This is a genomic window from Mucilaginibacter sp. McL0603 (genome assembly GCF_049992945.1).
Classification (GTDB): domain Bacteria; phylum Bacteroidota; class Bacteroidia; order Sphingobacteriales; family Sphingobacteriaceae; genus Mucilaginibacter.
On sequence record NZ_CP188251.1, the window covers coordinates 3,159,076 to 3,181,253 of the forward strand.

The 22,178-nt window shown below is 40.9% G+C and carries 22 protein-coding genes; 8 read left to right on the top strand and 14 right to left on the bottom strand.

Annotated features, from left to right (window positions below):
- Nucleotides 1-248: 248 nt before the first annotated feature.
- Together ACPPVU_RS14525 and ACPPVU_RS14530 are read left to right on the top strand one after the other, a co-directional pair.
- Nucleotides 249-1,304, top strand: coding sequence for a DUF6371 domain-containing protein (locus tag ACPPVU_RS14525; RefSeq protein ID WP_426667236.1), 1,056 nt, complete (start codon nt 249-251; stop codon nt 1,302-1,304).
- Nucleotides 1,305-1,457: 153 nt separating this feature from the next.
- The gene (locus ACPPVU_RS14530; protein WP_426667237.1) at nt 1,458-2,432 is read left to right on the top strand and encodes an integrase core domain-containing protein; all 975 of its coding nucleotides are present in this window, start codon (nt 1,458-1,460) and stop codon (nt 2,430-2,432) included.
- Nucleotides 2,433-2,659: 227 nt separating this feature from the next.
- Here the strand turns inward: ACPPVU_RS14530 and ACPPVU_RS14535 are convergent, their stop codons facing one another.
- Nucleotides 2,660-2,965, bottom strand: coding sequence for a GIY-YIG nuclease family protein (locus tag ACPPVU_RS14535; RefSeq protein ID WP_426667238.1), 306 nt, complete (start codon nt 2,963-2,965; stop codon nt 2,660-2,662).
- Nucleotides 2,966-3,410: 445 nt separating this feature from the next.
- Here ACPPVU_RS14535 and dinB point away from each other — a divergent pair, with 445 nt between their 5' ends.
- Complete coding sequence (dinB, locus tag ACPPVU_RS14540) at nt 3,411-4,574, top strand: DNA polymerase IV (protein WP_426667239.1); 1,164 nt, start codon at nt 3,411-3,413, stop codon at nt 4,572-4,574.
- A gap of 164 nt (nt 4,575-4,738) precedes the next feature.
- On the opposite strand, the gene ACPPVU_RS14545 is transcribed toward dinB, so the two are convergent.
- From ACPPVU_RS14545 to ACPPVU_RS14560, 4 genes are all read right to left on the bottom strand, one after another.
- Nucleotides 4,739-5,272: a GNAT family N-acetyltransferase gene (locus ACPPVU_RS14545; RefSeq protein ID WP_426667240.1), complete on the bottom strand. Its 534-nt coding sequence runs from the start codon at nt 5,270-5,272 to the stop codon at nt 4,739-4,741.
- 110 nt (nt 5,273-5,382) lie between these two features.
- The gene (locus ACPPVU_RS14550; protein WP_426667241.1) at nt 5,383-5,973 is read right to left on the bottom strand and encodes a hypothetical protein; all 591 of its coding nucleotides are present in this window, start codon (nt 5,971-5,973) and stop codon (nt 5,383-5,385) included.
- Complete coding sequence (locus ACPPVU_RS14555; protein ID WP_426667242.1) at nt 5,960-6,457, bottom strand: RNA polymerase sigma factor; 498 nt, start codon at nt 6,455-6,457, stop codon at nt 5,960-5,962. The genes ACPPVU_RS14550 and ACPPVU_RS14555 overlap by 14 nt, the downstream gene beginning before the upstream one ends.
- A gap of 45 nt (nt 6,458-6,502) precedes the next feature.
- Complete coding sequence (locus ACPPVU_RS14560; RefSeq protein WP_426667243.1) at nt 6,503-7,036, bottom strand: hypothetical protein; 534 nt, start codon at nt 7,034-7,036, stop codon at nt 6,503-6,505.
- 54 nt (nt 7,037-7,090) lie between these two features.
- On the opposite strand from ACPPVU_RS14560, the gene ACPPVU_RS14565 reads away from it, so the two are divergent.
- From ACPPVU_RS14565 to rpmA, 4 genes are all read left to right on the top strand, one after another.
- Nucleotides 7,091-8,479, top strand: coding sequence for a dicarboxylate/amino acid:cation symporter (locus ACPPVU_RS14565; RefSeq protein WP_426667244.1), 1,389 nt, complete (start codon nt 7,091-7,093; stop codon nt 8,477-8,479).
- 169 nt (nt 8,480-8,648) lie between these two features.
- Nucleotides 8,649-9,158, top strand: coding sequence for a hypothetical protein (locus ACPPVU_RS14570; RefSeq protein WP_426667245.1), 510 nt, complete (start codon nt 8,649-8,651; stop codon nt 9,156-9,158).
- Nucleotides 9,159-9,227: 69 nt separating this feature from the next.
- A complete protein-coding gene (gene rplU, locus ACPPVU_RS14575; RefSeq protein WP_426667246.1) occupies nt 9,228-9,536 on the top strand; it encodes a 50S ribosomal protein L21 in 309 nt (102 codons plus the stop codon).
- 48 nt (nt 9,537-9,584) lie between these two features.
- Complete coding sequence (rpmA, locus tag ACPPVU_RS14580; protein WP_426667247.1) at nt 9,585-10,109, top strand: 50S ribosomal protein L27; 525 nt, start codon at nt 9,585-9,587, stop codon at nt 10,107-10,109.
- Nucleotides 10,110-10,221: 112 nt separating this feature from the next.
- Here the strand turns inward: rpmA and ACPPVU_RS14585 are convergent, their stop codons facing one another.
- The 7 genes from ACPPVU_RS14585 to pbpC all read right to left on the bottom strand — a co-directional run bounded on the left by ACPPVU_RS14585 (nt 10,222) and on the right by pbpC (nt 20,663).
- Nucleotides 10,222-10,644, bottom strand: coding sequence for an energy transducer TonB (locus ACPPVU_RS14585; RefSeq protein ID WP_426667248.1), 423 nt, complete (start codon nt 10,642-10,644; stop codon nt 10,222-10,224).
- Between the two features lie 102 nt (nt 10,645-10,746).
- A complete protein-coding gene (locus ACPPVU_RS14590; protein WP_426667249.1) occupies nt 10,747-12,339 on the bottom strand; it encodes a M1 family metallopeptidase in 1,593 nt (530 codons plus the stop codon).
- A gap of 137 nt (nt 12,340-12,476) precedes the next feature.
- The gene (locus ACPPVU_RS14595) at nt 12,477-13,451 is read right to left on the bottom strand and encodes a polyprenyl synthetase family protein (protein ID WP_426667250.1); all 975 of its coding nucleotides are present in this window, start codon (nt 13,449-13,451) and stop codon (nt 12,477-12,479) included.
- Between the two features lie 107 nt (nt 13,452-13,558).
- The gene (gene rnr / locus ACPPVU_RS14600; protein ID WP_426667251.1) at nt 13,559-15,691 is read right to left on the bottom strand and encodes a ribonuclease R; all 2,133 of its coding nucleotides are present in this window, start codon (nt 15,689-15,691) and stop codon (nt 13,559-13,561) included.
- 62 nt (nt 15,692-15,753) lie between these two features.
- On the bottom strand, nt 15,754-17,460 hold the full coding sequence (locus ACPPVU_RS14605; RefSeq protein ID WP_426667252.1) for an ABC transporter ATP-binding protein: 1,707 nt from the start codon (nt 17,458-17,460) through the stop codon (nt 15,754-15,756).
- Entirely contained in the window at nt 17,460-18,167 is a 708-nt protein-coding gene (locus tag ACPPVU_RS14610; protein ID WP_426667253.1) for a 3'-5' exonuclease, read from the bottom strand. The genes ACPPVU_RS14605 and ACPPVU_RS14610 overlap by 1 nt, the downstream gene beginning before the upstream one ends.
- Nucleotides 18,168-18,281: 114 nt before the next feature.
- Nucleotides 18,282-20,663, bottom strand: a complete 2,382-nt coding sequence (gene pbpC, locus ACPPVU_RS14615) for a penicillin-binding protein 1C (RefSeq protein ID WP_426667254.1) — start codon at nt 20,661-20,663, stop codon at nt 18,282-18,284.
- Between the two features lie 33 nt (nt 20,664-20,696).
- On the opposite strand from pbpC, the gene ACPPVU_RS14620 reads away from it, so the two are divergent.
- Nucleotides 20,697-21,422 carry a glycosyltransferase family 2 protein gene (locus ACPPVU_RS14620; protein WP_426667255.1) on the top strand — a complete coding sequence of 242 codons (726 nt, stop codon included), beginning with the start codon at nt 20,697-20,699 and terminating at the stop codon, nt 21,420-21,422.
- A 53-nt stretch (nt 21,423-21,475) separates the two neighbouring features.
- Here ACPPVU_RS14620 and ACPPVU_RS14625 read toward each other — a convergent pair whose 3' ends face one another.
- The gene (locus ACPPVU_RS14625; RefSeq protein WP_426667256.1) at nt 21,476-21,895 is read right to left on the bottom strand and encodes a putative toxin-antitoxin system toxin component, PIN family; all 420 of its coding nucleotides are present in this window, start codon (nt 21,893-21,895) and stop codon (nt 21,476-21,478) included.
- Between the two features lie 3 nt (nt 21,896-21,898).
- Complete coding sequence (locus ACPPVU_RS14630) at nt 21,899-22,114, bottom strand: hypothetical protein (protein WP_426667257.1); 216 nt, start codon at nt 22,112-22,114, stop codon at nt 21,899-21,901.
- Nucleotides 22,115-22,178: the final 64 nt, after the last annotated feature.

A 22,178-nucleotide genomic window follows, 5' to 3' on the forward strand; every position in this document is an offset into this window, starting at 1 on the left:
ACCCCAATCGGGGTAATATGTCGGTAGAAAAATACAGGATGCCACGTTTTTTGCTCTGTAGGTGCAATACATTTCGCCATTATTATCGGAAATGCATAGTCCAGGTGTTGCACCTATGGCGCAAAATATCATTTTAATTATTCTTCTACCAACATTTAGCTCCTAAAGGAGCAGCTTTTTTTGAGAAAAAAAGATGTGGGTACACGGTAGCTTTCAAGAGGGGAATTAAAAAGTCTACACCTAAACCAATGAACCAACAACACCGCTTCATCCTCGAACCATACAATGGTACGGACACCCGCTTTATGTGCCCAAATTGCCGGCACAGAACCAACACTTTTGCACGCTATATTGATACGGAGACACAAACTTACCTTGCCGATCATGTTGGCATGTGCGACCGTAAAGAACGCTGTGCCTATCACTTTCCGCCTAAAGATTTTTTTAAAACCAACCCCGATAAACGGCCCAAAGGCAACCCGTTCCCGCCTGTGCAGCCTAAACAGGATGACGTAATAACCTACGACGTAATGCACTGGGATTGGCTGGAAGAAACCCTGCGGTGCTATGAACACAATTACTTTATGTTTATCCTCAACTCCTTATTCGGGGAAGAACAGGCTGAACAACTGGCACAGCAATACCACATCGGCACATCAAAACATTGGTATGGCAGCAACATATTTTGGCAGGTAGATATCAATAACCAGGTACGCGCAGGCAAAATAATGCTCTACAGTCCGGATGATTGCAAGCGTGTGAAAGAGCCATTTCACCATATTACGTGGGTGCACGCTGTTTTAAGTCAGAAGTCGAGAGTCGTGAGTCTTGAGTCGAAAGTCGTAAGTAATAAGTCGGGGTTGGCTCAAGACTCAGAACTTCAGACTCAAGACTCAAAAATAAAGCAATGTTTCTTTGGAGAGCATTTACTAAAAGGCGTACCAGAGAAAAGCCGGACGGTGTGCATAGTAGAGAGTGAGAAAACCGCCATCATAGCCAGCGTGTACCACCCCAACTGTATCTGGCTGGCCTCAGGCAGTTTAGACGGGCTGAACCTTGAGAAATGCAAAATGTTAAAAGACCGCAAGGTTGTACTTTACCCCGATATAAACGGCTACGACAAATGGCGTGAAAAAGCCCGCGAACTAAACGCCCGTATGCCCACCACCACCTTTTTGGTAAACGACTACCTGGAACGCACAGCCACACCCGAAGAACAAGCCCGCGGTATAGACATAGCAGATAGATGGATAGATGAAATGTTGGCGCAATGGGAGATGGAGAGGGAGTGGGGGCTTCGTTAGCTTTTGAGCGGAAAGCTGAAAGACTAAAGCGGAAAGGTTTTGGGGGTTTTGGGGAGTTGCGGACGGACACGGAGACTCACCGCCACGTCATTGCTGTAAAGGTCAGATAATTCGGTAACAGAATTAGCTTTATATAATTTAAAGTTAAGCGTTATGCGAATCAATACAAATGATCTGACATTAAAGAGGAACTATTTACAGACTTACCGCCAACTGATTGCCGATTATGAACAGGTAAAGTTAGGCCATCACCCTAAGTATAAACTGGCGAAAGAGTTTTATGAAGCCAATCATACAGACAGGCGCAGTTTCCTGAAGTATTATAACCGCTATAAACAATCCGGGAATCCGGATGATCTGCTTCCGGGTAAACGCGGGCCGAAGTATCAGACCCGCAGACCCTCTGATGCGGATGAACAGCAGGTATTGATGCTGCGGCAGCGGGGCTGCAATAAGTTTGAGATCGCCAGTCAGCTTAAACAAAAATCAGATAAATTTACACCGTCTCCGTCAGGGGTGTATAATATCCTGAAGCGACATCATCAAAACCGGTTAACGGCGACTGATAAAGAAGTAAAGCGAAAGATCATCAAGGAACGTATGGGCCAATTAGGACATATTGACTGCCATCACTTAAGTAAAAGTGTTATCAGAGGTCAGCATAGGAACCTTTACCTGCTGTGTGTCATAGATGATTATTCCCGCCTGGCCTGGGCAGAAGTGATGGGAGACATTACCGCTTTAACAACCATGTTTACAGCTATGCGCTGTATGCAGAGGCTCAAACAGGAGTTCGGCATACAATTCGAAGAACTTATTGCCGACAACGGCCCTGAGTTTGGTACAGCTATTAGCCAGAATAAGCACAATCATCCATTTGAAAGAATGCTGGTAGAAACAGGTATTAAACGACGTTACATGAAGCCTTACCGCCCACAAACCAACGGCAAGGTGGAACGTTTCTGGCGTACACTTAAAGAAGACCTTATTGAGGAAACAGACTTTGACAGTTTGGAAGAACTAGAAGATGAACTCCTAAAATACCTCGTTTACTACAACTGGGAGCGACCTCATCAGGGTATCAATGGCAAAAAACCTATCGATATGGTCTCCCTAAACAACAAATAAAAATACCTGATTCTGTCATCGAATTACTAAACCCTTACAATTGCGAGGTACGAAGACAACCGACCAAAGGGAGCTCATTAATACCAATAAAAAACAAATTATAACATTAATAATCTCTATGCTATACAGAGCGGATAGAAAGGTGTAAAACCTGCATGGTCGACCTGCCTTAGTATAGATTGCCACGCTATCGCTCGCAATGACGCTTTGGTTTTATTTGTGCTTACTTAGTTGTTAATTAAATCATCATACAAATCTTTCCATTCAGGATTTAATGAATTGACCAGTTGCTTTTTATAATCACGGCTATTAGCCTTTATTGCTTTTTCAGCGGCAATAGCTTCTTCGATGCGAGGGTAGAAATAATAGTAAACCAGCTTGTCGCACTTGTATTTGGCAGTAAAACTATTTGGGTAGACTTTGTTCTTATGCTCCCATACCCGGCCAGTTATATCAGAAGTAACACCTGTGTACAATACTGTGTGGAGCTTGTTGGTCATGATATAAACACAACCACCTCTTTGAAATACCATATCGCAAAATAAAAAAAATAATCAACCAGTTCACTACACCGTCATTGCGAGGAACGAAGACAACCGACCAAAGGGAGCTCATTAATACCAATAAAAAACAAATTATAACATTAATAATCTCTAAGCTATACAGAGTAGATAGAACGGTGTACAACTTGCATGATCGACCTGCCTATGTAGAGATTGCCGTACTACGCTCGCAATGACGCGTGGAGAGTTACGGACGGACAAAATCCCACCACGTCATTGCGAGGAACGAAGCAATCTCTAAGCTATACAGAGCGAATAGCAAGGTGTAGAATCTGCATGACCGACCTGCCTGTGTAGGGATTGCCACGCTACGCTCGCAATGACGCGTGGAGAATGAGGTATTTATTGCTAAAATAATTAGTATTTATCTCAATTTATTTCCACATTTGTACCTGTGGAAGCCAAAAAATACATCATGCATATTGACCTCGATTCGTTTTTCGTGTCGGTGGAGCGTAAGTTTAACCCGGAGCTGATCGGGAAGGCTATCATTATTGGTGGTGATGCGCGGCGTGGGGTGGTGGCATCGTGCAGTTACGAGGCGCGTAAATTTGGGGTACACTCGGGCATGTCGTCGAGGGACGCTTTTAAGCTGTGCCCGCATGCTATATCGGTTCGCGGTAATCATCATTTGTATTCAGAGGCATCCCGCGAGGTAACAAAGATCATTGATGAGATGGTGCCCCTGTACCAAAAAGCATCAGTCGACGAGTTTTATATTGACCTCACCGGCACCGACCGCTTTTTTGATCCTTATACACTGGCATCGCAGGTGCGGCAACGCATCATCAAAGAAACAGAGCTACCTATATCTTTTGGACTGGCATCGGGCAAAACCGTGGCTAAAATGGCTACCAACAGGGCAAAACCCAACGGTCAGTTATTTGTACCGCATGGCAGCGAAATGCAGTTCCTGGCACCTTTACCCATATCCGCTATACCGGGACTGGGTGAGAGCACCGCCAGCAAATTATACGCCTACGGCATCGAAAAAATAGGCGATCTGCAACGTGTGGAGCTGCGCTTTTTAGAGACCGTATTTGGTAAAGCCGGCAACTGGATATGGGACAAGGCAAGAGGGATAGACCACGCCGAGATCGTACCGCACTCTGACCGTAAATCCATTTCTACAGAACGCACATTCAGCACCAATATATCGGACGGACGGACACTGGAATCCATCCTCGTATCCATGACGGAGGAGCTATCATCCAAACTACGCAGGGAAAACAAACTGGCATCGTGCCTGGCCATTAAAATACGCTACGCCAATTTCGAGACCCACATGCAGCAGGAGAAGATAGCCCTTACCTCGGCAGAGCATATCCTGATACCCGGCATCAAAAACCTGCTCAAACGCGCCTGGAACCATCACCGACCCATCAGGTTAATAGGGGTGAGGCTAAGTCAGCTTTGCACCGGCAGCTACCAGATCAACCTTTTTGAAGACAACGAGCAACAGATAAAGCTTTACCAGGCCATGGATCAGATCAATTTCAGATTTGGCGATAAAACTGTGTGCAGGGCAGCGGGTATGGAGATTGGTACGAGGAATTTTAATCCTTTTTTGAAGGAATGAGAAAGCTGAAAGCAGAAAGACTAAAGCGAAAAGACTAAGCCGAAGGCTCTTTTAAGTCCTAAAAAAAGCTTTGGACTTTCAGCTTTTTGCTTTCAGCTCAAAAAAAGCTTTGGACTTTCTGCTTTACGCTTTCAGCTCAAAGAAAAGCTTTAAGCCTTGGTCTTTTAGCTTTTCGCTTGTAAATCCTTCTTCATCAGCAAATCTATCTGCTTATCATTACCTACCCAAAACTCATGACTGCTGAATTGCTTAAAACCTTCACGTTCATAAAAGCGGATGGCACTGTGGTTATGCTCCCATACACCCAGCCAGATGTATTTTAATTTATCCTCGATAGCTTTTGCAATGGCGAAATCTATCATCTGCTTACCTATTTGCTTACCTTGCAGACTGGCCAGTACATAAATACGCTCTACCTCAACAGCGTCTTCATCTTTAAACTCAGTTTGGGCCGATGAATAGTTTAGTTTGATGTAGCCAACCTTTTCACCATCTATCGACGCAAAATAAAAGGCAGAATGTGGATTATTGATCTCTGATAATATCTTTTCTGGACGGAACGCTACCGATGTATAGGCTTCAAAATCATCAGGATTATTTACATGCTCAAAGGCATCATAAAAGGTTTTACGGGAAAGAGATAGCAATTCCTCACTATCGGACGGACGGACAGGTTGTATATCAATAGGTGTAAGCATATTTTTAAGCGAAAAGCCAAAAGACTAAAGCAGAAAGCCATTTTAAAGCCGAAATTAACATAAAAGCAGAAAGTAAAAAAGCTTTAGACTTTTCGCTTTCAGCTTTCTGCTTAACTCTCAAACTGCCCTTGTAACCTCTCAAGGCGGTCTATGATCAGGTTTAGCTTTTCTTCCTGGTTTTTAAATATGCGCTTTTTGTAATAGAAGGTCATGAAAAGAATCCAGATAATGGTAAAGCTATAGAAGCCGATCTTGTAATACAGTGGGGCGCTATCTAAAACCTCAACCAAATAAAGCGACAGACCAAGGCTGATCAGCATCACATACATATAATAGAACCACCCGGCAATTTTAGCCTGGTTTTTTTGATATTCTTTTAGATCCTGCAGGTAATCGGTGGGGTTTTGGGTGGCATCGTGTTTATTAAGGATTCGGTAATTGCGCACTATCCTGGCTGCATAGGCCATCATGGTGATCAGCATAATAAACAGCCCCATGTAAGTTAACCACTGGAATACAAAGAAGAACGTAATAACAAAGGTAAGCGCAACCATAACCACCATAGCCACAATACCCCAATATAGTTGACTGGTGATGCTGCGCACACCCTTCTTTACCTGCTTCAGCACCTCATCCACAGAAAGCTGCTCCTGCTTTGGCTGTCCCTGCCAAACGGAGATCAAATGCTCAAAGTCTTTCATAGTGGTTATATAACTCTGTTAACTTTTGTTTAATACGATATATTTTCACCCTCAGGTTGCCCTCTGATATGCCCGATATATCGGCAATTTCAGGGTACGGCAGTTCATCCAACACCATAGTAATTATAATCCTTTCTGATTCTTCTAATTTCGATATACACTTATATAGCAGCGCTACCTGCTCATTCTTCTCAGAATATTCCTCACGTTTGTTTTCAGCTATTTGTGGGGTTAGTTCATCCTTTGCCTGCCGTTTCTCTGACCGTAGGTAGGTTAGACATGTGTTAACAGCAATACGATAGATCCAGGTAGATATTTGGGCCTGGTTGCGAAATTTATCCAGGTTCTGCCAAACTTTTAAAAAAGTCTCTTGTAGCAGGTCATTGGCGGCATCATCGTCGCCGGTATAACCATAGCATAAATGGTATATCTTTTTGGAATTAGCTTCAAATATCTGCTTGAAGGCTGCTTCTCTGGTATCCAATTTCAGTTAACTTTTTTATTGTTAGAGATGTGTTAAGGTAATTTGTTACAACAGGTAATCATTCATGTTCACCCATTTCAGCTTTTCTTCGGCTTCGCCTACCATGGCATTAAAATCCTGGCTGTAATCAAACTGCAGATCCTCGTGCAATTTAGCTATTGATTTGTTTATTTTATCCAATTGCCTTGTTAATATTAATCTAAGCGGCTTGTAAGATGATGATGCCCGCCTGTCAATATACTGAATATAATTACGGCAAAAGTTGATCAGCAACTCAATTTCAGCCTCTTTTGATCCCATAAATTTTAAGTATTTATTGATCACCCTCAATATCTTACGCAGGCCTTTAGCTAGCTGGTAATTATTATGAGGTAGTTGGCTAAACATAAAACCGCTCTCGGCGACCAGGCTATCAATAAAAGCACGCTCATTATCAGCATCAAATAATAAATAACCTGTTAATTCTTTATTCTCCTTTTTATAACGAACCAGGCGCAGGCATAATTCAATCAGCTGGGTATTATCCAGGTGCTGTAATTCCTTCTTAATATCCTGTACACCATAAGTTTGTATACTCATGCCCCTAACTTAATTATTTTAGTAAATAGTTGTAGTTTCGCAGCTTAATTTAATATGCATAAAAGTAAACTTACCCTCTACATCTTCATTGCACTCATATTAGGTATCGGGACCGGGTATGTTTACAATATTAAAGTTATTGATCAACTTAACAAGAAGATCAGCGTTGCCGATGCGAATATAAAAACAATAGACGGCCATTTAATACAATTAAAGGATAGTACCCTTACAGAGTATAAGCAACTAAAAACGGACAGGGCCTTACAGGCAAAGTTACGGACGGACAACAATACTGAACGTGATAACAAGCTGGAAGGCTTTACCATTTTAAGCGATATATTTTTAAGGCTGATAAAAATGATCGTAGGGCCATTGGTATTTACTACGCTGGTAGTTGGTGTTGCTAAAGTAGGCGATATTAAAGCTGTAGGACGGATAGGAGGAAAGACCCTATTGTTATTTATATGTGCCACATTTGTATCCCTGCTGTTAGGTATGTTTCTGGTTAATTTATTTGAACCGGGAGGCACCATTCACCTGGCATTGCCAGAGGGGCATTTAAGTGCTGATGTTAAGAAATCGGCCATATCATTTAAAGATTTTATTGGTCACGTATTCCCCCGAAGCTTTACCGAGGCCATGGCGAATAATGAGATACTGCAAATAGTAGTATTCTCGCTGTTTTTTGGCGCAGCTACGGCGGCTATAGGCGATAAAGGGGAGATCATTATTAAATTTATGGATGCGGTTGCGCACGTGATCATGAAGATAACCGGCTATGTGATGAAAGTTGCACCAATAGCAGTTTTTGGGGCGATAACTGCGGTTGTGGCAAAAGAGGGGTTGGGTATTATTGCAACCTATGCATCATTTATCGGCGAGTTTTATTTTTCATTGCTGCTGCTTTGGATACTTATTGTGGCAGGAAGCTTTTTAGTTTTAAGGAACAGGGCTTTTACGCTGCTCAATAATATCAAAGACGCGGTGCTTGTGGCTTTTAGTACATCAACAAGCGAGGCCGCCTACCCTAGGTCGTTAGAAGAACTGGAGAACTTTGGATGCAGTAATAAGATTGTGAGCTTTGTATTACCGTTGGGTTACTCATTCAATTTGGTAGGCTCGATGATGTACATGACCTTTGCATCGTTATTCCTGGCGCAAGCTTATGGTATACACCTTACTTTTGGCCAGCAATTATCTATGCTTTTAATGCTTATGCTGATGAGTAAAGGGATGGCAGGTGTGCCGCGTGCCGCATTGGTAGTAGTAGCAGGCGCCATCGGTATGTTCAACATCCCTGAAGCCGGTTTAGCTCTATTGTTAGGAATAGATCCAATATTAGATATGGGAAGATCAGCGACAAATGTGCTCGGCAACGTAATGGCAACCGCAGTAGTGAGCAAGTGGGAAAATGAGCTCAGTGAAGAATTAGTGAATGAGTGAGTTAGTGAATGTGCGATTGAAAAATTAATAACGAAAAACGAAATAGTAAACCAACAAGCAAAGCAGGAACAAGATATTTAAAGTCGTCTCAGCATCCAGAAAAATAGTATCAAACAAATAAATTCAATAATCAATACTCACTCATTCACTAATTCAATAACTAAATCCGATGGATTCACGTTTCAAGAAAATATTTCTCATGTGCACTGTAATAGTGCCTTTTGCCGCCTATTGTATTTATTACTATGCACATGTGTTTAAAAATGCCCCTTATCGGTTCAGCGAGTTTGAATATATGGATATTCAATACGGTCCGGGTGATAGCCTGATCAATAAGTACAATTCAAGAACCGGTGAGTATCAATTTGTTGATTCGCGCGACTCGTTAATAAAAATGAATTTACATCTGCCTAAAGAGGAACTCTTATATCTTCATCGCAAAGCTGCTGAGCTGGGATTCTGGGATTTCCCTGCTGTTATAGCAGGGGACACCACCCAAAAAAGGAATGGTATGCGACCGCCGCGTTATATCATCGAGTTTAAGTATAAAAACAAAACCAAAAAGGTGTTGTACGATGCATCTTATAACCGAGACCAGCGGCTAAAAGATGCCAACGAACAATTTATAACTGAAATAAAGAAGGTTTTAGAGGGCGAAGAGGAAAAACAAAAGAAATAATAGGTATTGCTATTTGTATTTTGAATACCTATATTTGCACCTCAAATTTTAAAACAATAATTAATAACAATGTACGCAATAGTAAGTATAGCCGGACAGCAATTTAAAGTTGCTAAAGACCAGCAACTCTTTGTACACCGTTTACAGGGAGATGAAGGCGCTAGTATTGAATTTGACAATGTGTTATTAGCAGAAAACGAAGGTAAATTCAAATTAGGAACTGATTTGAAAGGCGCTAAAGTATCAGCTAAGATCGTGTCTCATTTAAAAGGTGATAAGGTAATTATCTTCAAAAAGAAAAGAAGAAAAGGTTACAAAAAGAAAAATGGCCACCGCCAGCAATTCACCAAGATCGAGATCACTGGGATCACATTATAATTAAGTTTTAAACGAGCCGATTTAAATCGGCTATAAAAAATACAAGAAATGGCACACAAAAAAGGGGCCGGTAGCTCAAGAAACGGCCGCGAGTCACATAGCAAACGTTTAGGTATCAAGATCTTCGGTGGTCAGCCAGCAATCGCAGGTAACATCATCGTACGTCAGCGTGGTACCCCGCACAATCCAGGTCTGAATGTAGGTATCGGTAGAGATCATACCTTATTTGCATTAACTGATGGCACAGTAGTTTTCAAAAAGAAAGCTGATAACCGTTCATACGTTTCAGTATTACCTTTCGAGACTGCACCCGTTGCTGAAGCAGCACCTGCACCAAAACCAGCTGCAAAAGCTGCAAAGAAAGTAGTTGAAGAAAAAGCACCTGTTGCAAAAGAAGAAGCATCACCTATTACTGCTGCGGCAGTAAGGGCACCTGTTTCAGATTTAAAATCACATGTTATTGTAGCTAACGTAGAAACACCAGCTGCTGAAGCTAAAGAAGAAGCACCAAAAGCTAAGAAAGCTGCTGCGCCTAAAGCAAAGAAAGCTGATAAAGAAGAAGGCGCTGAGTAATCAGTAAGCTCTATAAATATTGAAAGCCCTGGTCTGATTAGATCGGGGTTTTTTTGTGAAAATCTTTAGCGCGAACCTTAATGTCGAAGTACTTTTGTTATTTGAGTTGATATTAATCCAAATTTAAAGGAATAGTGTACTTTATTCGTACCGGCTTTCTATTTTGAATTGCCGGTTTCCACACAGGAGACTCATTAAATACAAGCAAAATCTTATTTTTCATACCTTCGGTAACAATTCCTTTAATTATTGTCGGCTCTATTAAATGGCCATCAACTCCTATTGCAAAACGCACCAAAACAACACCTCTAACAAATTCAACAGGAGGGATTTTTAAGTTTTTTATAATATAATTTAGAAACTCTACAGGGCCACCAGGGTATTCGGCCGGGGATTCGATGGCCGTATATACCAGCGTTGAAGAATCAACTATTTGAGTAATATCTATTGTATCAATTTTTTGTCGACTATGATTTTGTGCGTTCACGACAAGGAAAGACAATGAGAGAAATGTGATTAGTAAGGTTTTTTTCATACATCAAATATATTCAAATCATGCCTTGTCTGCACACTACCGGACGGACAAACAATCAGCAAGTTTTTTACAAATAATAAAAGCCCTGGTCTGATTTTTATATTATTCTATAATTACTTTTTTAATATAAAATACTTCGGGATCAATAACCGGCATGGTCTTGCTAACAATCTGTATGCCTTTACTATCAACCATCACCCGTTTGGTACCAGCCTCAGTAGCGATATCCACCGGTAGGGGAATATTAATATTCTGTAATTGTACCAGGTATTTATTATTAGGCATTTGTTTGATGTGTACTTCCAACTTATCTGTGGTACGCAGGTAAAGGTCGAACAACGGTTTCAGGTCGCGACCTGCTTCTTTTGAGAAAAATTGCTCCACGTCATCAGTGCTTACTAAATTATCATAGGTATACTGTGGACTAGTCGCAAACTTTTTTAACGCCGGGAAAAATAGGCTATCGCCCATTACATAACGCAGCGTATGCATAAAGAAAGCCCCTTTTGAATAAATATCATCGATATAAGCAGCATCTTCATCCATATCAGGATGTTGTACAACCGGGATCTTATTTTGTATGCTGAAAATGCTATGCTGGAATATTTTATTGTAAGCGGCTTCACCCTCAAATTCGCGGGTATATAAGGCATCACCAAATGAGCAAATACCTTCATGGATCCAGTAATCGGCCCAATCTTTCGCAGTAACTTTATTACCCCACCATTCGTGACCAAATTCGTGGTGCATCAGCCAGTCGTAATCCTCGCCGCCAATTTTGGTATAACGGAATTTATTGCCATAAGCTACCATTGTCTGATGCTCCATACCTAAATGAGGAGTTTCTACCATGCCTATCTTTTCCTTAGCAAAAGGATATTCTCCAAAATATTTTTCCTGTTCGTGAATGGTCTTTATAAAGACATCCAGAAAATGTTCAGCTTTATCGGCGTGTTCATTCAATACATAGAATTGTACGGTGGTTTTGCGACCATCGACCGTCGTATAACGTCTGCTGAATACTTTGTAATCACCCACATTAAAAAGGATGCTGTAATTATTGATGGTATAATTAGTTTTCCAATGATAGGTAGCAGTACTTCCATTTTTAGTTACCTTTTGCAGCAAACCAGGACCTGCAACTACCAGATCCTTTGGCACCGTGATAATCATATCCACACCTTCATTAGGCTCATCAGATGGATGATCTTTACAAGGAAAATATAATTTTCCACCAGCGCCTTCAGCTGTGATAGCCATCCATTGATGCCCGATTGAATCCTTCGTCCATGTAAAGCCATCATCCCATGGCGGGCGACGTGCAACATGAGGTTTGCCACCATATAAAACCTTTACACTTGCTTTCCCGGCAGATAATTCTTTATCCAAATGAATGGTTATCAGGTTATTTTTGTGATCAAAATTTTGCTTTTTGCCATTAACAAATACGCTGTGCACATCCAATGAATCCAGCAAATCGAAAAGCAATATGTTAGTCGGTTTTGCCATGATGACATAGATAGTAGTATAGCCTTCGATTGATCGTTGATTGAAATCGACATTTAAGGCGATGGTATAATGCCTTATGTCCATTATGGCTTGTTCAGGCTTTAGTTTGCCGCCTGAAGTGAGAGTTTGGGCATGGGCAGCTACTACTAAAGAAAGTAGGATACTTAAAAGTAAAAGTTTTTTCATGTATTAAAATATATTCAATTCTCCCTGACCATCAATCCATCGAGAAAGTCGTGCAGGTATTGTTTACGTAGTTATCTTGAAAATTATATTTGTTCGCTTATTATCGGACGGACAAACAACTAGTACTCCTAATATACTCAATTCTCTCTCACCATTAATCCATCAGCAAAGTCGCGCAGGTATTGTTTATGCTCATCAGGTAAGTTGATGGCATCTAATGCGGTGAATGCTTTATCTGCATAGGTCTGCATAGCTTCTTCAGCATAATGCCTTATTTGTAATTGATTGTACAGTTCAGTTACTGCCGCTACTTTTTCTTTCGGATCAGCATTTGAATTCGTCAACCATTTATTTAATTCTTTTGCCTGGGATTGGTCGGCCAGTTCTAAAGCTTTTAATAGCAGGAAAGTTTTTTTATTGGATATAATATCACCACCAACCAGTTTGCCAAATTTTTCAGGGTTTCCATATATATCCAGTATATCATCCTGTAATTGGAAAGCAATACCCAGCTGTTCACCAAAAGTATGGATCAAGTCAGCATCATTGGAAGTAGCACCGCCAATAATAGCACCAATCTTTAAAGCGCCACCCAATACAACAGCAGTTTTTAGACGGATCATGTTGATATATTCATCAATGCCTACATCATTTCGAGTTTCAAACTCCATATCCAACTGCTGACCTTCACATACACCCACGGCTGTATCGTTAAATATATTCAATATGGGTCTCAGTAAATGTTCATCTACGTGCATCATCAACTTGTAACCTTCAATGAGCATTACATCGCCTGAAAGAATGCCCACATTTTTATTCCAGCGTTCATGTACAGTTACATTCCCGCGGCGAAGTGGGGCATTGTCCATGATATCGTCATGCATTAAAGTAAAATTGTGGAATATTTCAATTGCCAGGGCAGGAGAGATAGCTTTCTGCACATCGCCACCAAACAGATCGCAAGCCATTAACAATAGGGCAGGGCGCATACGCTTACCGCCAAGAGACAGAATATATTTTATAGGTTCGTATAACTCTGCAGGATAAGCGGGAAAAGTGAGCTGGTTAACTTCAGTACTGATTATTGCCTGCAAATCGGATAATTTCCTCATTCGGTTGGGTTATTAGTTGATCGTGTTCATTTAATGAACGATTTTAAAACAGGGTGCAATTTTAACAAACTCAATCAACTTAATCTAACATATTAACAATTCATTCATCATTGCACTAATGAAAAATCGATCTGCTTTTTGGTCAGGTCGACATTTTTAACCTTGATCTGCACTTCGTCACCAAGGCGGTAAACTTTCTTTTTACGCTGACCTATGATGGCATAGTTTTTCTCGTCAAGCGTATAAAAATCATCGGATATATCACGGAGACGTATCATGCCCTCACATTTGTTCTCAATTATTTCTACATACATACCCCATTCGGTAACACCTGATATAATACCGGTATAAACTGAGCCGATCTGATCCTTAAGGAATTCAGCCTGTTTATATTTAACAGATGAACGCTCCGCATCAGCCGCTTTCTTCTCCATTTGAGAACAATGCTGGCAAAGCTTTTCATAAAACTCTGCGTTAGCCGATTGACCGCCATTTAGATAATGAAACAGCAAACGGTGAACCATCACATCGGGGAAGCGACGAATAGGTGAGGTAAAGTGGGTATAATAATCAAACGCCAGCCCGTAATGATCGCTGGTTTTGGTAGTATAAATCGCCTTCGCCATAGAACGGATGGCCAAATGTGTTAAAACATTTTGTTCCTTTTTACCTTCCACATCCTGCATCAGAAAGTTAAGAGATTTTGCTGTTTCCTTATCAGATTTTGTGTTGATACGATAACCAAATCTCGCTGCAAATTGGGCAAAGCTGGCCAGGCTGTCAGGCTTTGGTGAGTCGTGTGTGCGGTAAACAAATGTGTATTTTTGTTTGCCTTTGCCTTTTTTGCTTACGAATTCAGCTACTTTACGATTGGCAAGCAGCATAAAATCTTCAATGAGTTTATGAGCATCCTTGCGTTCTTTTACATAAACACCTGTAGGTTTTCCCTGCTCGTCCAATTTGAATTTTACTTCAGTAGTCTCAAAGCTGATAGCTCCGTTCTTAAACTTGCGGTCACGAAGTATATAAGCCAACTCGTTTAGCTTTGATATTTCCTTTTCGTACTCGTTTGATTTCTGTTCAATCACCTCCTGCACTTCCTCATAGGTAAAGCGCCTGTTGGAGTGAATAACAGTTTTACCAAACCATTCATCAATAATACGGGCGTCACTGTCCAGTTCGAATACTGCAGCAAAGCAAAGCTTATCTTCATTGGGTCTTAACGAGCATAAGCCATTTGACAATCTCTCCGGCAGCATCGGGATTACTCTATCAACCAAATAAACTGAAGTTCCGCGTTCAAGCGCTTCTTTATCCAGTGCTGAATCAGGTTTAATATAGTGCGAAACATCGGCGATGTGAACGCCTACTTCATAATTGCCATTAGGCAGATATTTGAATGATAATGCATCATCAAAGTCCTTTGCGTCAAAAGGGTCGATGGTAAAAGTCAAAACATCCCTGAAGTCGCGCCTTCGTGCAATTTCCTCCATAGTAATGATATCAGAAATTTCTTCAGATTCGTACTCAACTTCTTTGGGGAAAGATAAGGGAAAACCATACTCAGCAAGGATGGCATTCATTTCCGTATCGTTCTCACCCTGAACGCCTAAAATATGTTTAATGCGACCTACCGGGTTTTTTGCATCCGGCGGCCAGTCAGTAATTTCGGCTACCGCTTTTATCCCGTTTTTTGCACCATTAAGTTCGTTGATGGGGATAAAAATATCATGCATCATCTTACGGTCATCGGGTATGAAGAATGCAAAACGATCGGAGAGTTTAACGATACCCGTAAACTCCATTTTGTTGCGGTGCAGGATCTCAATTACCTCACCTTCTTTACGGGTGCCTTTGCTTTTAGCATAGACGTAGACCTTAACACGGTCGCCATTTAAAGCATTGCGGAGCTTACGCGGAGCCACATAGATATCGGTTTCGTCCTCATCGTCGGTAACGATAAATGCTGAACCATCATTGGTGAGATCGACAACGCCCTCAACAAAGGTTTTTAATACTAATAATTGGAATTTTCCGGGAGAAAGTTCTTTTAAAACGCTCTTCTTTGCTTCTTCTTTTAATATTTCAAGTATTGTATCTCTCGACTCCGGATCGTGAATATTTAGTTTTGCTGAAACTTGCTTGTAATTTAATGGCGTATTGCCATTTTGCTCAAATACATCAAGTACCATTTGTGTGAGTACCTGTTTTATCGATGAGCTTTTTTTGTTTTTAGACATAGATGGAATTTATATTGCAAAAATAGGGTATTATGTTTAAAGTCAGACTATTTGACTTCGACTTACAACTTTGAACCGGGTATAGAATTGATCAGCTTTTTGGTATATTCCATTTTAGGGCGATAGTAAATCTCGTCGGGATCACCGGTTTCAATAATCTCTCCCTTATTCATTACCATGATACGGTCTGAGATGTGTTTGATCACTGATAAATCATGGGATATAAAAATATAGGTCAGGTTAAATTCTTGCTGCAATTCGCGTATCAGGTTCAAAACCTGTGCTTGTACTGAGACATCCAATGCGGATACTGATTCGTCACAGATAATAAATTTAGGCTTTAAAGCCAGTGCTCTCGCTATAACGATGCGCTGCCTTTGACCGCCAGAAAACTCATGGGGATAGCGATTGAAATATTCAGGGGGAAGGTTTACCCTTTCTAATAACTCTAATACCCTCTTTTTCCGTTTGGAATTGTTCTCATATAAATGATGAACCTGCAAAGGCTCCATTAGCGAATCTCCAATAGTAAGACGCGGATTGAGGGAGGAATAGGGGTCCTGGAAAATAATCTGTATATCGCGTCGCATATTGCGCATATCGCGTTTTCCTAGTCGTCGCAAGTCTGTATTTTCAAAATTGACATTGCCTGAAGTTGGTTCTATCAATCTTAATATACTTCTGCCTAAAGTAGATTTCCCGCAACCAGATTCACCCACCAACCCTAATGTCTCACCCGGATAAACATCAAAACTGACCTGATTAACTGCTTTAACAACTTCCTTTTTCCTTGAAAATAAACCTGCATTAACCGGGAACCAGGTGCTTAGTTCATCGATCTTCAATATAGGTTGCTGCGCATAGAGTTTTCTTCTTCTTTCTTTTATCTCGTCGGCCTTGTAGATATAGCGTTCTCTTATTTTTTCTATAGATACAGCATTGTTTTCGGCATCCACAAAATCGGCTACTACGGGTAACTTTTTAAGGTGATGATCGGGAGAGGGCCTGCATGCCAGCAAGCCTTTGGTATATGGGTGTTTGGGATCAGAGAATATAGTTTTTGCTGAAGCTTCTTCTACTATTTCTCCTTTATACATCACGATAACTTTATCGGCAATCTCACTTACTACACCCAAATCATGTGAGATGAAGATCAAACTCATATGGCGATCAGCTTTAAGCCTCATCAGCAGTTCTATGATCGTTTTTTGCACAGTAACGTCAAGTGCAGTAGTGGGTTCGTCAGCAATTAATATCTCAGGATCACAGGAAAGCGCCATTGCGATCATTACCCGTTGTTTCTGACCACCGGATAACTGATGCGGATAGCTATCGAAAATGGCTCTCGGGCGCGGCAATTGCACCTCTTTAAAAAGCCCGATCGTTTTTTCTTTGGCTTCTTGCTTGCTCAACCCTAAATGAAGTTGAATAGCCTCAGTAACCTGGAAACCACAAGTCAAAACCGGATTGAGGGAGGTCATAGGCTCCTGGAAGATCATTGCAATGCGGTTTCCTCTTACTTCACGCATTTCATTTTCAGGCAACTTCAAAATATCAGTACTATTCAATAATACTTCTCCATTGATAGAGGTATTATTTGAGTTATGCAGACGCATTATTGCCAAAGAGGTAACAGATTTTCCTGAACCTGATTCGCCGACAATACCAATAGTTTCACCCTTTTTTAACGTGAATGAACTATCTTTCACAGCTTCAATTAAGCCATTCTGAATTTTAAACTGAACATTTAAATGATTTACCTTAAGCATCAGCCTATCAACGTTATATATTCATCAGTTATTAATTCTTCGCCCCGGTAACGTCTGAGCAGTTGAGCAGTTGCAACTACATCTTTCTGGCAATAAGTCACAATGCGTTCAAGATTGTTTTCAGTCCAATAAACATGACCTACCATGCTGCCGTCAATATCATCTTTGGGTGTTGGGATATCAAAAATGGCAGTCAGCAGACTTAAGGAAGTGTAACTTTTATAATCACCAAATTTCCACAATTCCATGGTATCCAGGTGATTTACTTCCCATGGTTTTTTACCGGATATTTCCAACTGGGGAGGCATCTGAACACCGTTGATCAGCATCCTGCGACAGATGTAAGGGAAATCAAACTCTTTACCATTGTGTGCGCACAATATCAGGTTTGAAGGCTGCGAGCGAAGCAGGTCTGCAAATTTAATGAGTAACTCCTTTTCATCATGCGATGCAAATGACTTTACCCTTAAGCCGGTTGCGCCGCTTTTGGTAAATATGCCAACGGATATGCAAATGATCTTTCCAAACTCAGCCCAGATGCCGGCACGTTCGTAAAATTCTTCGGCTGTTTCCTCTTTTCGTTGATACTGTGTTTTATGATCCCACAGTTTCTTCATATGCTCAGGTAATTGATCATGACTGCTGTATTGTGGCACAGTCTCGATATCCAATACCATCAGGTTGTTCAGGTCATATTGTTCGAGCATTCTTATCGTACTTTATATAATTGCAAGATAGTAATTCAGTTGGCAGTTTATAGTTAGCAGTTTGCAATCTTCAGTCAGTTTATTATGCCCACTGCAAACTGCCTACTGTAAACTTTACTTAGCCAGTACCTCAAAACTGATCTGAAGGTTATTACCATTTCCATCAACCAGGGTCAATTTATGCTTACCCGCCGGCGGATTCAATGCAATTTGATGAAAATCAGTGGTTTCACCGATATACTTATCATCCAGGTGCCAGAATATTTTTACACCAACCTGCCGGTGTGCAGCATTACAGATCATTCGTCCGCGACTGCCGTCAGCCTCTAATGGTACATAAATCTTAGCGCCATCTTTAGGGTAGATCAGTTCCATTGGATTGCTTCTCCCGGCTAATGCACAATCTGACCTGAATGGCGGCAGCACATGATACTGGTAGTTTTTGGTTTTGTAATAATATTCCATAGATGGTGGCAGCACAAACCATTTTTTGTTCACCATATTTTCCGGCGATGTGCAATCGCCCGTTACCTGCCATTTACTGCTTGCATCCAGGTGAACTAATTGATGCCAGGGACAAACGGATACTTTTAAGCCGCTTTTAGGTACCCACATCTCGTCGGTATCCTCACAATAATCACCGGCACGGTAACCGCTTTGATGGCACACTTTTATCTTCACCATTTGTCCAATCGGCATATCAAACCAATCGCGGGCAACAGGCAACAACCTGAATATTTCGAAAAGAATAGGGGCAGCTGTGTTGATCCCTGTCAGATTGGGCCGGCCTTCACCATCGGTATTGCCCACCCAGACGCCGACTACGTACTTGGGGGTAATCCCAATAGCCCATCCATCGCGAAAGCCAAAACTTGTGCCAGTTTTCCATGCTACTCGTTGACTCGAACTAAATTGCTGCCAAAGCATTTCTTCACCAGGGCGCATTACTTCCTCCATCGCCTGGAAGGTATAGTAAATAGATCCGGCATCCAATAACCCAGTTTTTTGTAATTGCGGCTTTTTAGCAGGTTGAATGGCATATACCGGACTATGGTAATCCGCAGTATCGTATTTACCATTATATTTATTATAATGATTTAAAACCCTTGCCATATCCGCATAGGCTCCGGCAAGTTCCCATAGTGTGTTCTCGCCGCCGCCTAGTATTAGTGATAAACCATAATGATCCGCTGGTTTCTTCAATGTGGTAATGCCTGCTTTTTGCAGAAAGTCATAAAACCGCTCGTATTTAAATTGCTGCAACATTTTTACTGCAGGCACATTTAATGACCGTGAAAGTGCTCTTGATGCTGGTACCGCGCCATCATAACCTAAATCGAAGTTTTCAGGGTGATAACCCGCAATCTGAGTGGGTATATCAGGAATCAGGCTATTCGGCAATATCAAGCCATCATGCAACATGGATGCATATAATAGCGGCTTCAAAGTACTTCCGGGACTACGGGGCGCATTTACCACATCCACATCGCTTTCCATTTCAGGATCTTCGGGATGTGAGATATTACCCGCATAAGCAACAGCAGAGCCCGTTTCGACATCCAATACCACTGCGGCAATATTATTGATATCGTTTGCTTTTAAAATGGTGTGATGCCTTTCTAATATATCATTTAACTGTTGTTGCAGGGTTGATTTAATGGTGGTCTGGATGCGCGTATTTCCTTTTTTATCATTTTGATGATCGGCTTTAAAACGTTCCAGCAGGTGAGGGGCGGATTGCGGCAGGGGCATTGGTCTGTCGGGGACAGGTTCCAGTTTGGCTAAAGCTGCTGTTGTACTATCAATAACTCCTTGTCTATTCAGTTTATCAAGTAACTGGTTTCTTTTTCTTAACAGGATCTGCCTGTTTTTGCCGGGATGCACTAAAGATGGTGCATTAGGCAATACCGCCATTGCAGCCATTTCTCCCCACGAAAGTTTATCAGGACTACGCCCAAAATAACGCCATGATGCGGCATCTAAACCAATCACATTCGTCCCAAAAGGAGCATTGCTAGTATAGAGAGCAAGTATTTCATTTTTGCTATAAGTGCATTCCAACCGCAGCGCCATAAATATTTCGCCCAGTTTGTTCCAGAAGGTACGTTTATGCTTTGTAGCCAGGCGTATCACCTGCATGGTAAGTGTACTGCCACCGCTCACCACATGCTTCGAACGGATATTTTGTTTGATTGCCCTGCTGAAAGCCAGCATGTCAAAGCCCGGATGATGTTCAAACCGCTTATCTTCAAAAGCGATGATGCACTGCTTAAATTTCTCAGGAACGTTTGGATTATACGGGAAATGCCATTGCCCATCAGGCGCTATTGCTGCACCCAGTAATTGCCCCTGGTCGTCATCAATAACATAGGAAGTAGGGCTGTTAAATAGTTGTCGTGGCAGGCAAAACCAAAACCACAGTGCTAAAGCCAATAAAAAAGTAAGTATTATGATTACTTTTGGTTTTTGAATGTAACTTTTAACACGCTTAAGCACTTATTTAACAATTAGAGTATCTGTTGACAGACAATGAAAATAAACAAATTATCCATCATTATTCCGGCCTACGACGAAGGTAACACCATTCACCTGATACTCAATAAAATTAAATCCGTTCAATTGATCGATGATATCGAAAAAGAGATCATCATCGTTAATGATTATTCAAAAGATCATACCGAAGAGGCTATCCATAACTACAAGGCTGCCAACCCGGATATGAATATTCAATACTTTAAACACGAAGTAAATAAAGGCAAAGGCTCAGCCCTGCACACCGGTATTGCAAAGGCTACAGGCGAATACCTGATCATCCAGGATGCAGACCTGGAATATGATCCCAATGAGTACAACGATCTGCTAAAACCTGTCTGTAATGGTTTTGCAGATGTGGTTTACGGCTCAAGGTTTATGGGCAGTAACCCGCACAGGATATTGTTTTTCTGGCATACTATCGGAAATTATTTCCTGACATTTCTGTCCAACATGTTCTCTAATCTGAATCTTACGGATATGGAAACCTGTTATAAGCTGTTTGATACCAAACTGATCCAATCCATCAAACTAACTGAACAACGTTTTGGATTTGAACCGGAAATTACCCAAAAAATAGCACGCGTACCTAAGATCAGGATATACGAAGTGGGCATATCCTATTACGGCCGCACCTACGAGGACGGCAAGAAAATAGGATGGAAGGACGGTGTGAGGGCGATTTATTGTATATTGAAATACGGTTTGTTTGGAGTGAAATAGTTGAGTGGTAGATTGAAATGGTTAAGTTGGAAAGTTCATACAAAGGATGTTAATTAGACGGATTGTTTTTTTAGTATTAGATTCAGAAATTCTTCTATACTAACAACATTCACTTTGGGAAAGTCAATTGATTTTAGGATTTGAAAGTGTTGATCATTACTAACAATGAAATCAGCAGCTCCGACAATTGCCGCGTCTATATATTTATTATCATCAGGATCCTGGTTAATTAATTTCCATTCAAAATAGACCTCCACCTTATTAAGATTGCCGAGGTTCAATAACATTTCTGCAATATTATTTGCCACAACAGCGTTGGCCTTTCGTTCAATAATTTCAACATATTCTGATAAGATCTCATTACTTAGAATAATATCAAATTCACCATCGATCAGTGCATCCAGAATTGGTCGGTAAATTGATTTTTTGGAAATAGAAACTAAAAGCGCATTGGCATCTAATACAACTATCATGAACTATTTTTTTCTTAAATGCTCATTAGCCCAGACTTTCATAACATCATTGTTCCAGTCATTCTCTTCCCATAATTTATCCATTTCGGCAGTTGCTGTTTTAGCAAAGTATTTTGCCAGCATATTTTTAATTTCAGTCAATTGCTTTTCGGATAAATTGTATTGAAATAGCTTTAACAATTCTATTTGTACATTAGTAAGTTTTCCGGCAGCTTCCATAATTGATCATTTTAATATTTGATCTTTTGTTATTCTAAAATCCTCTATAACAAATATACCATAA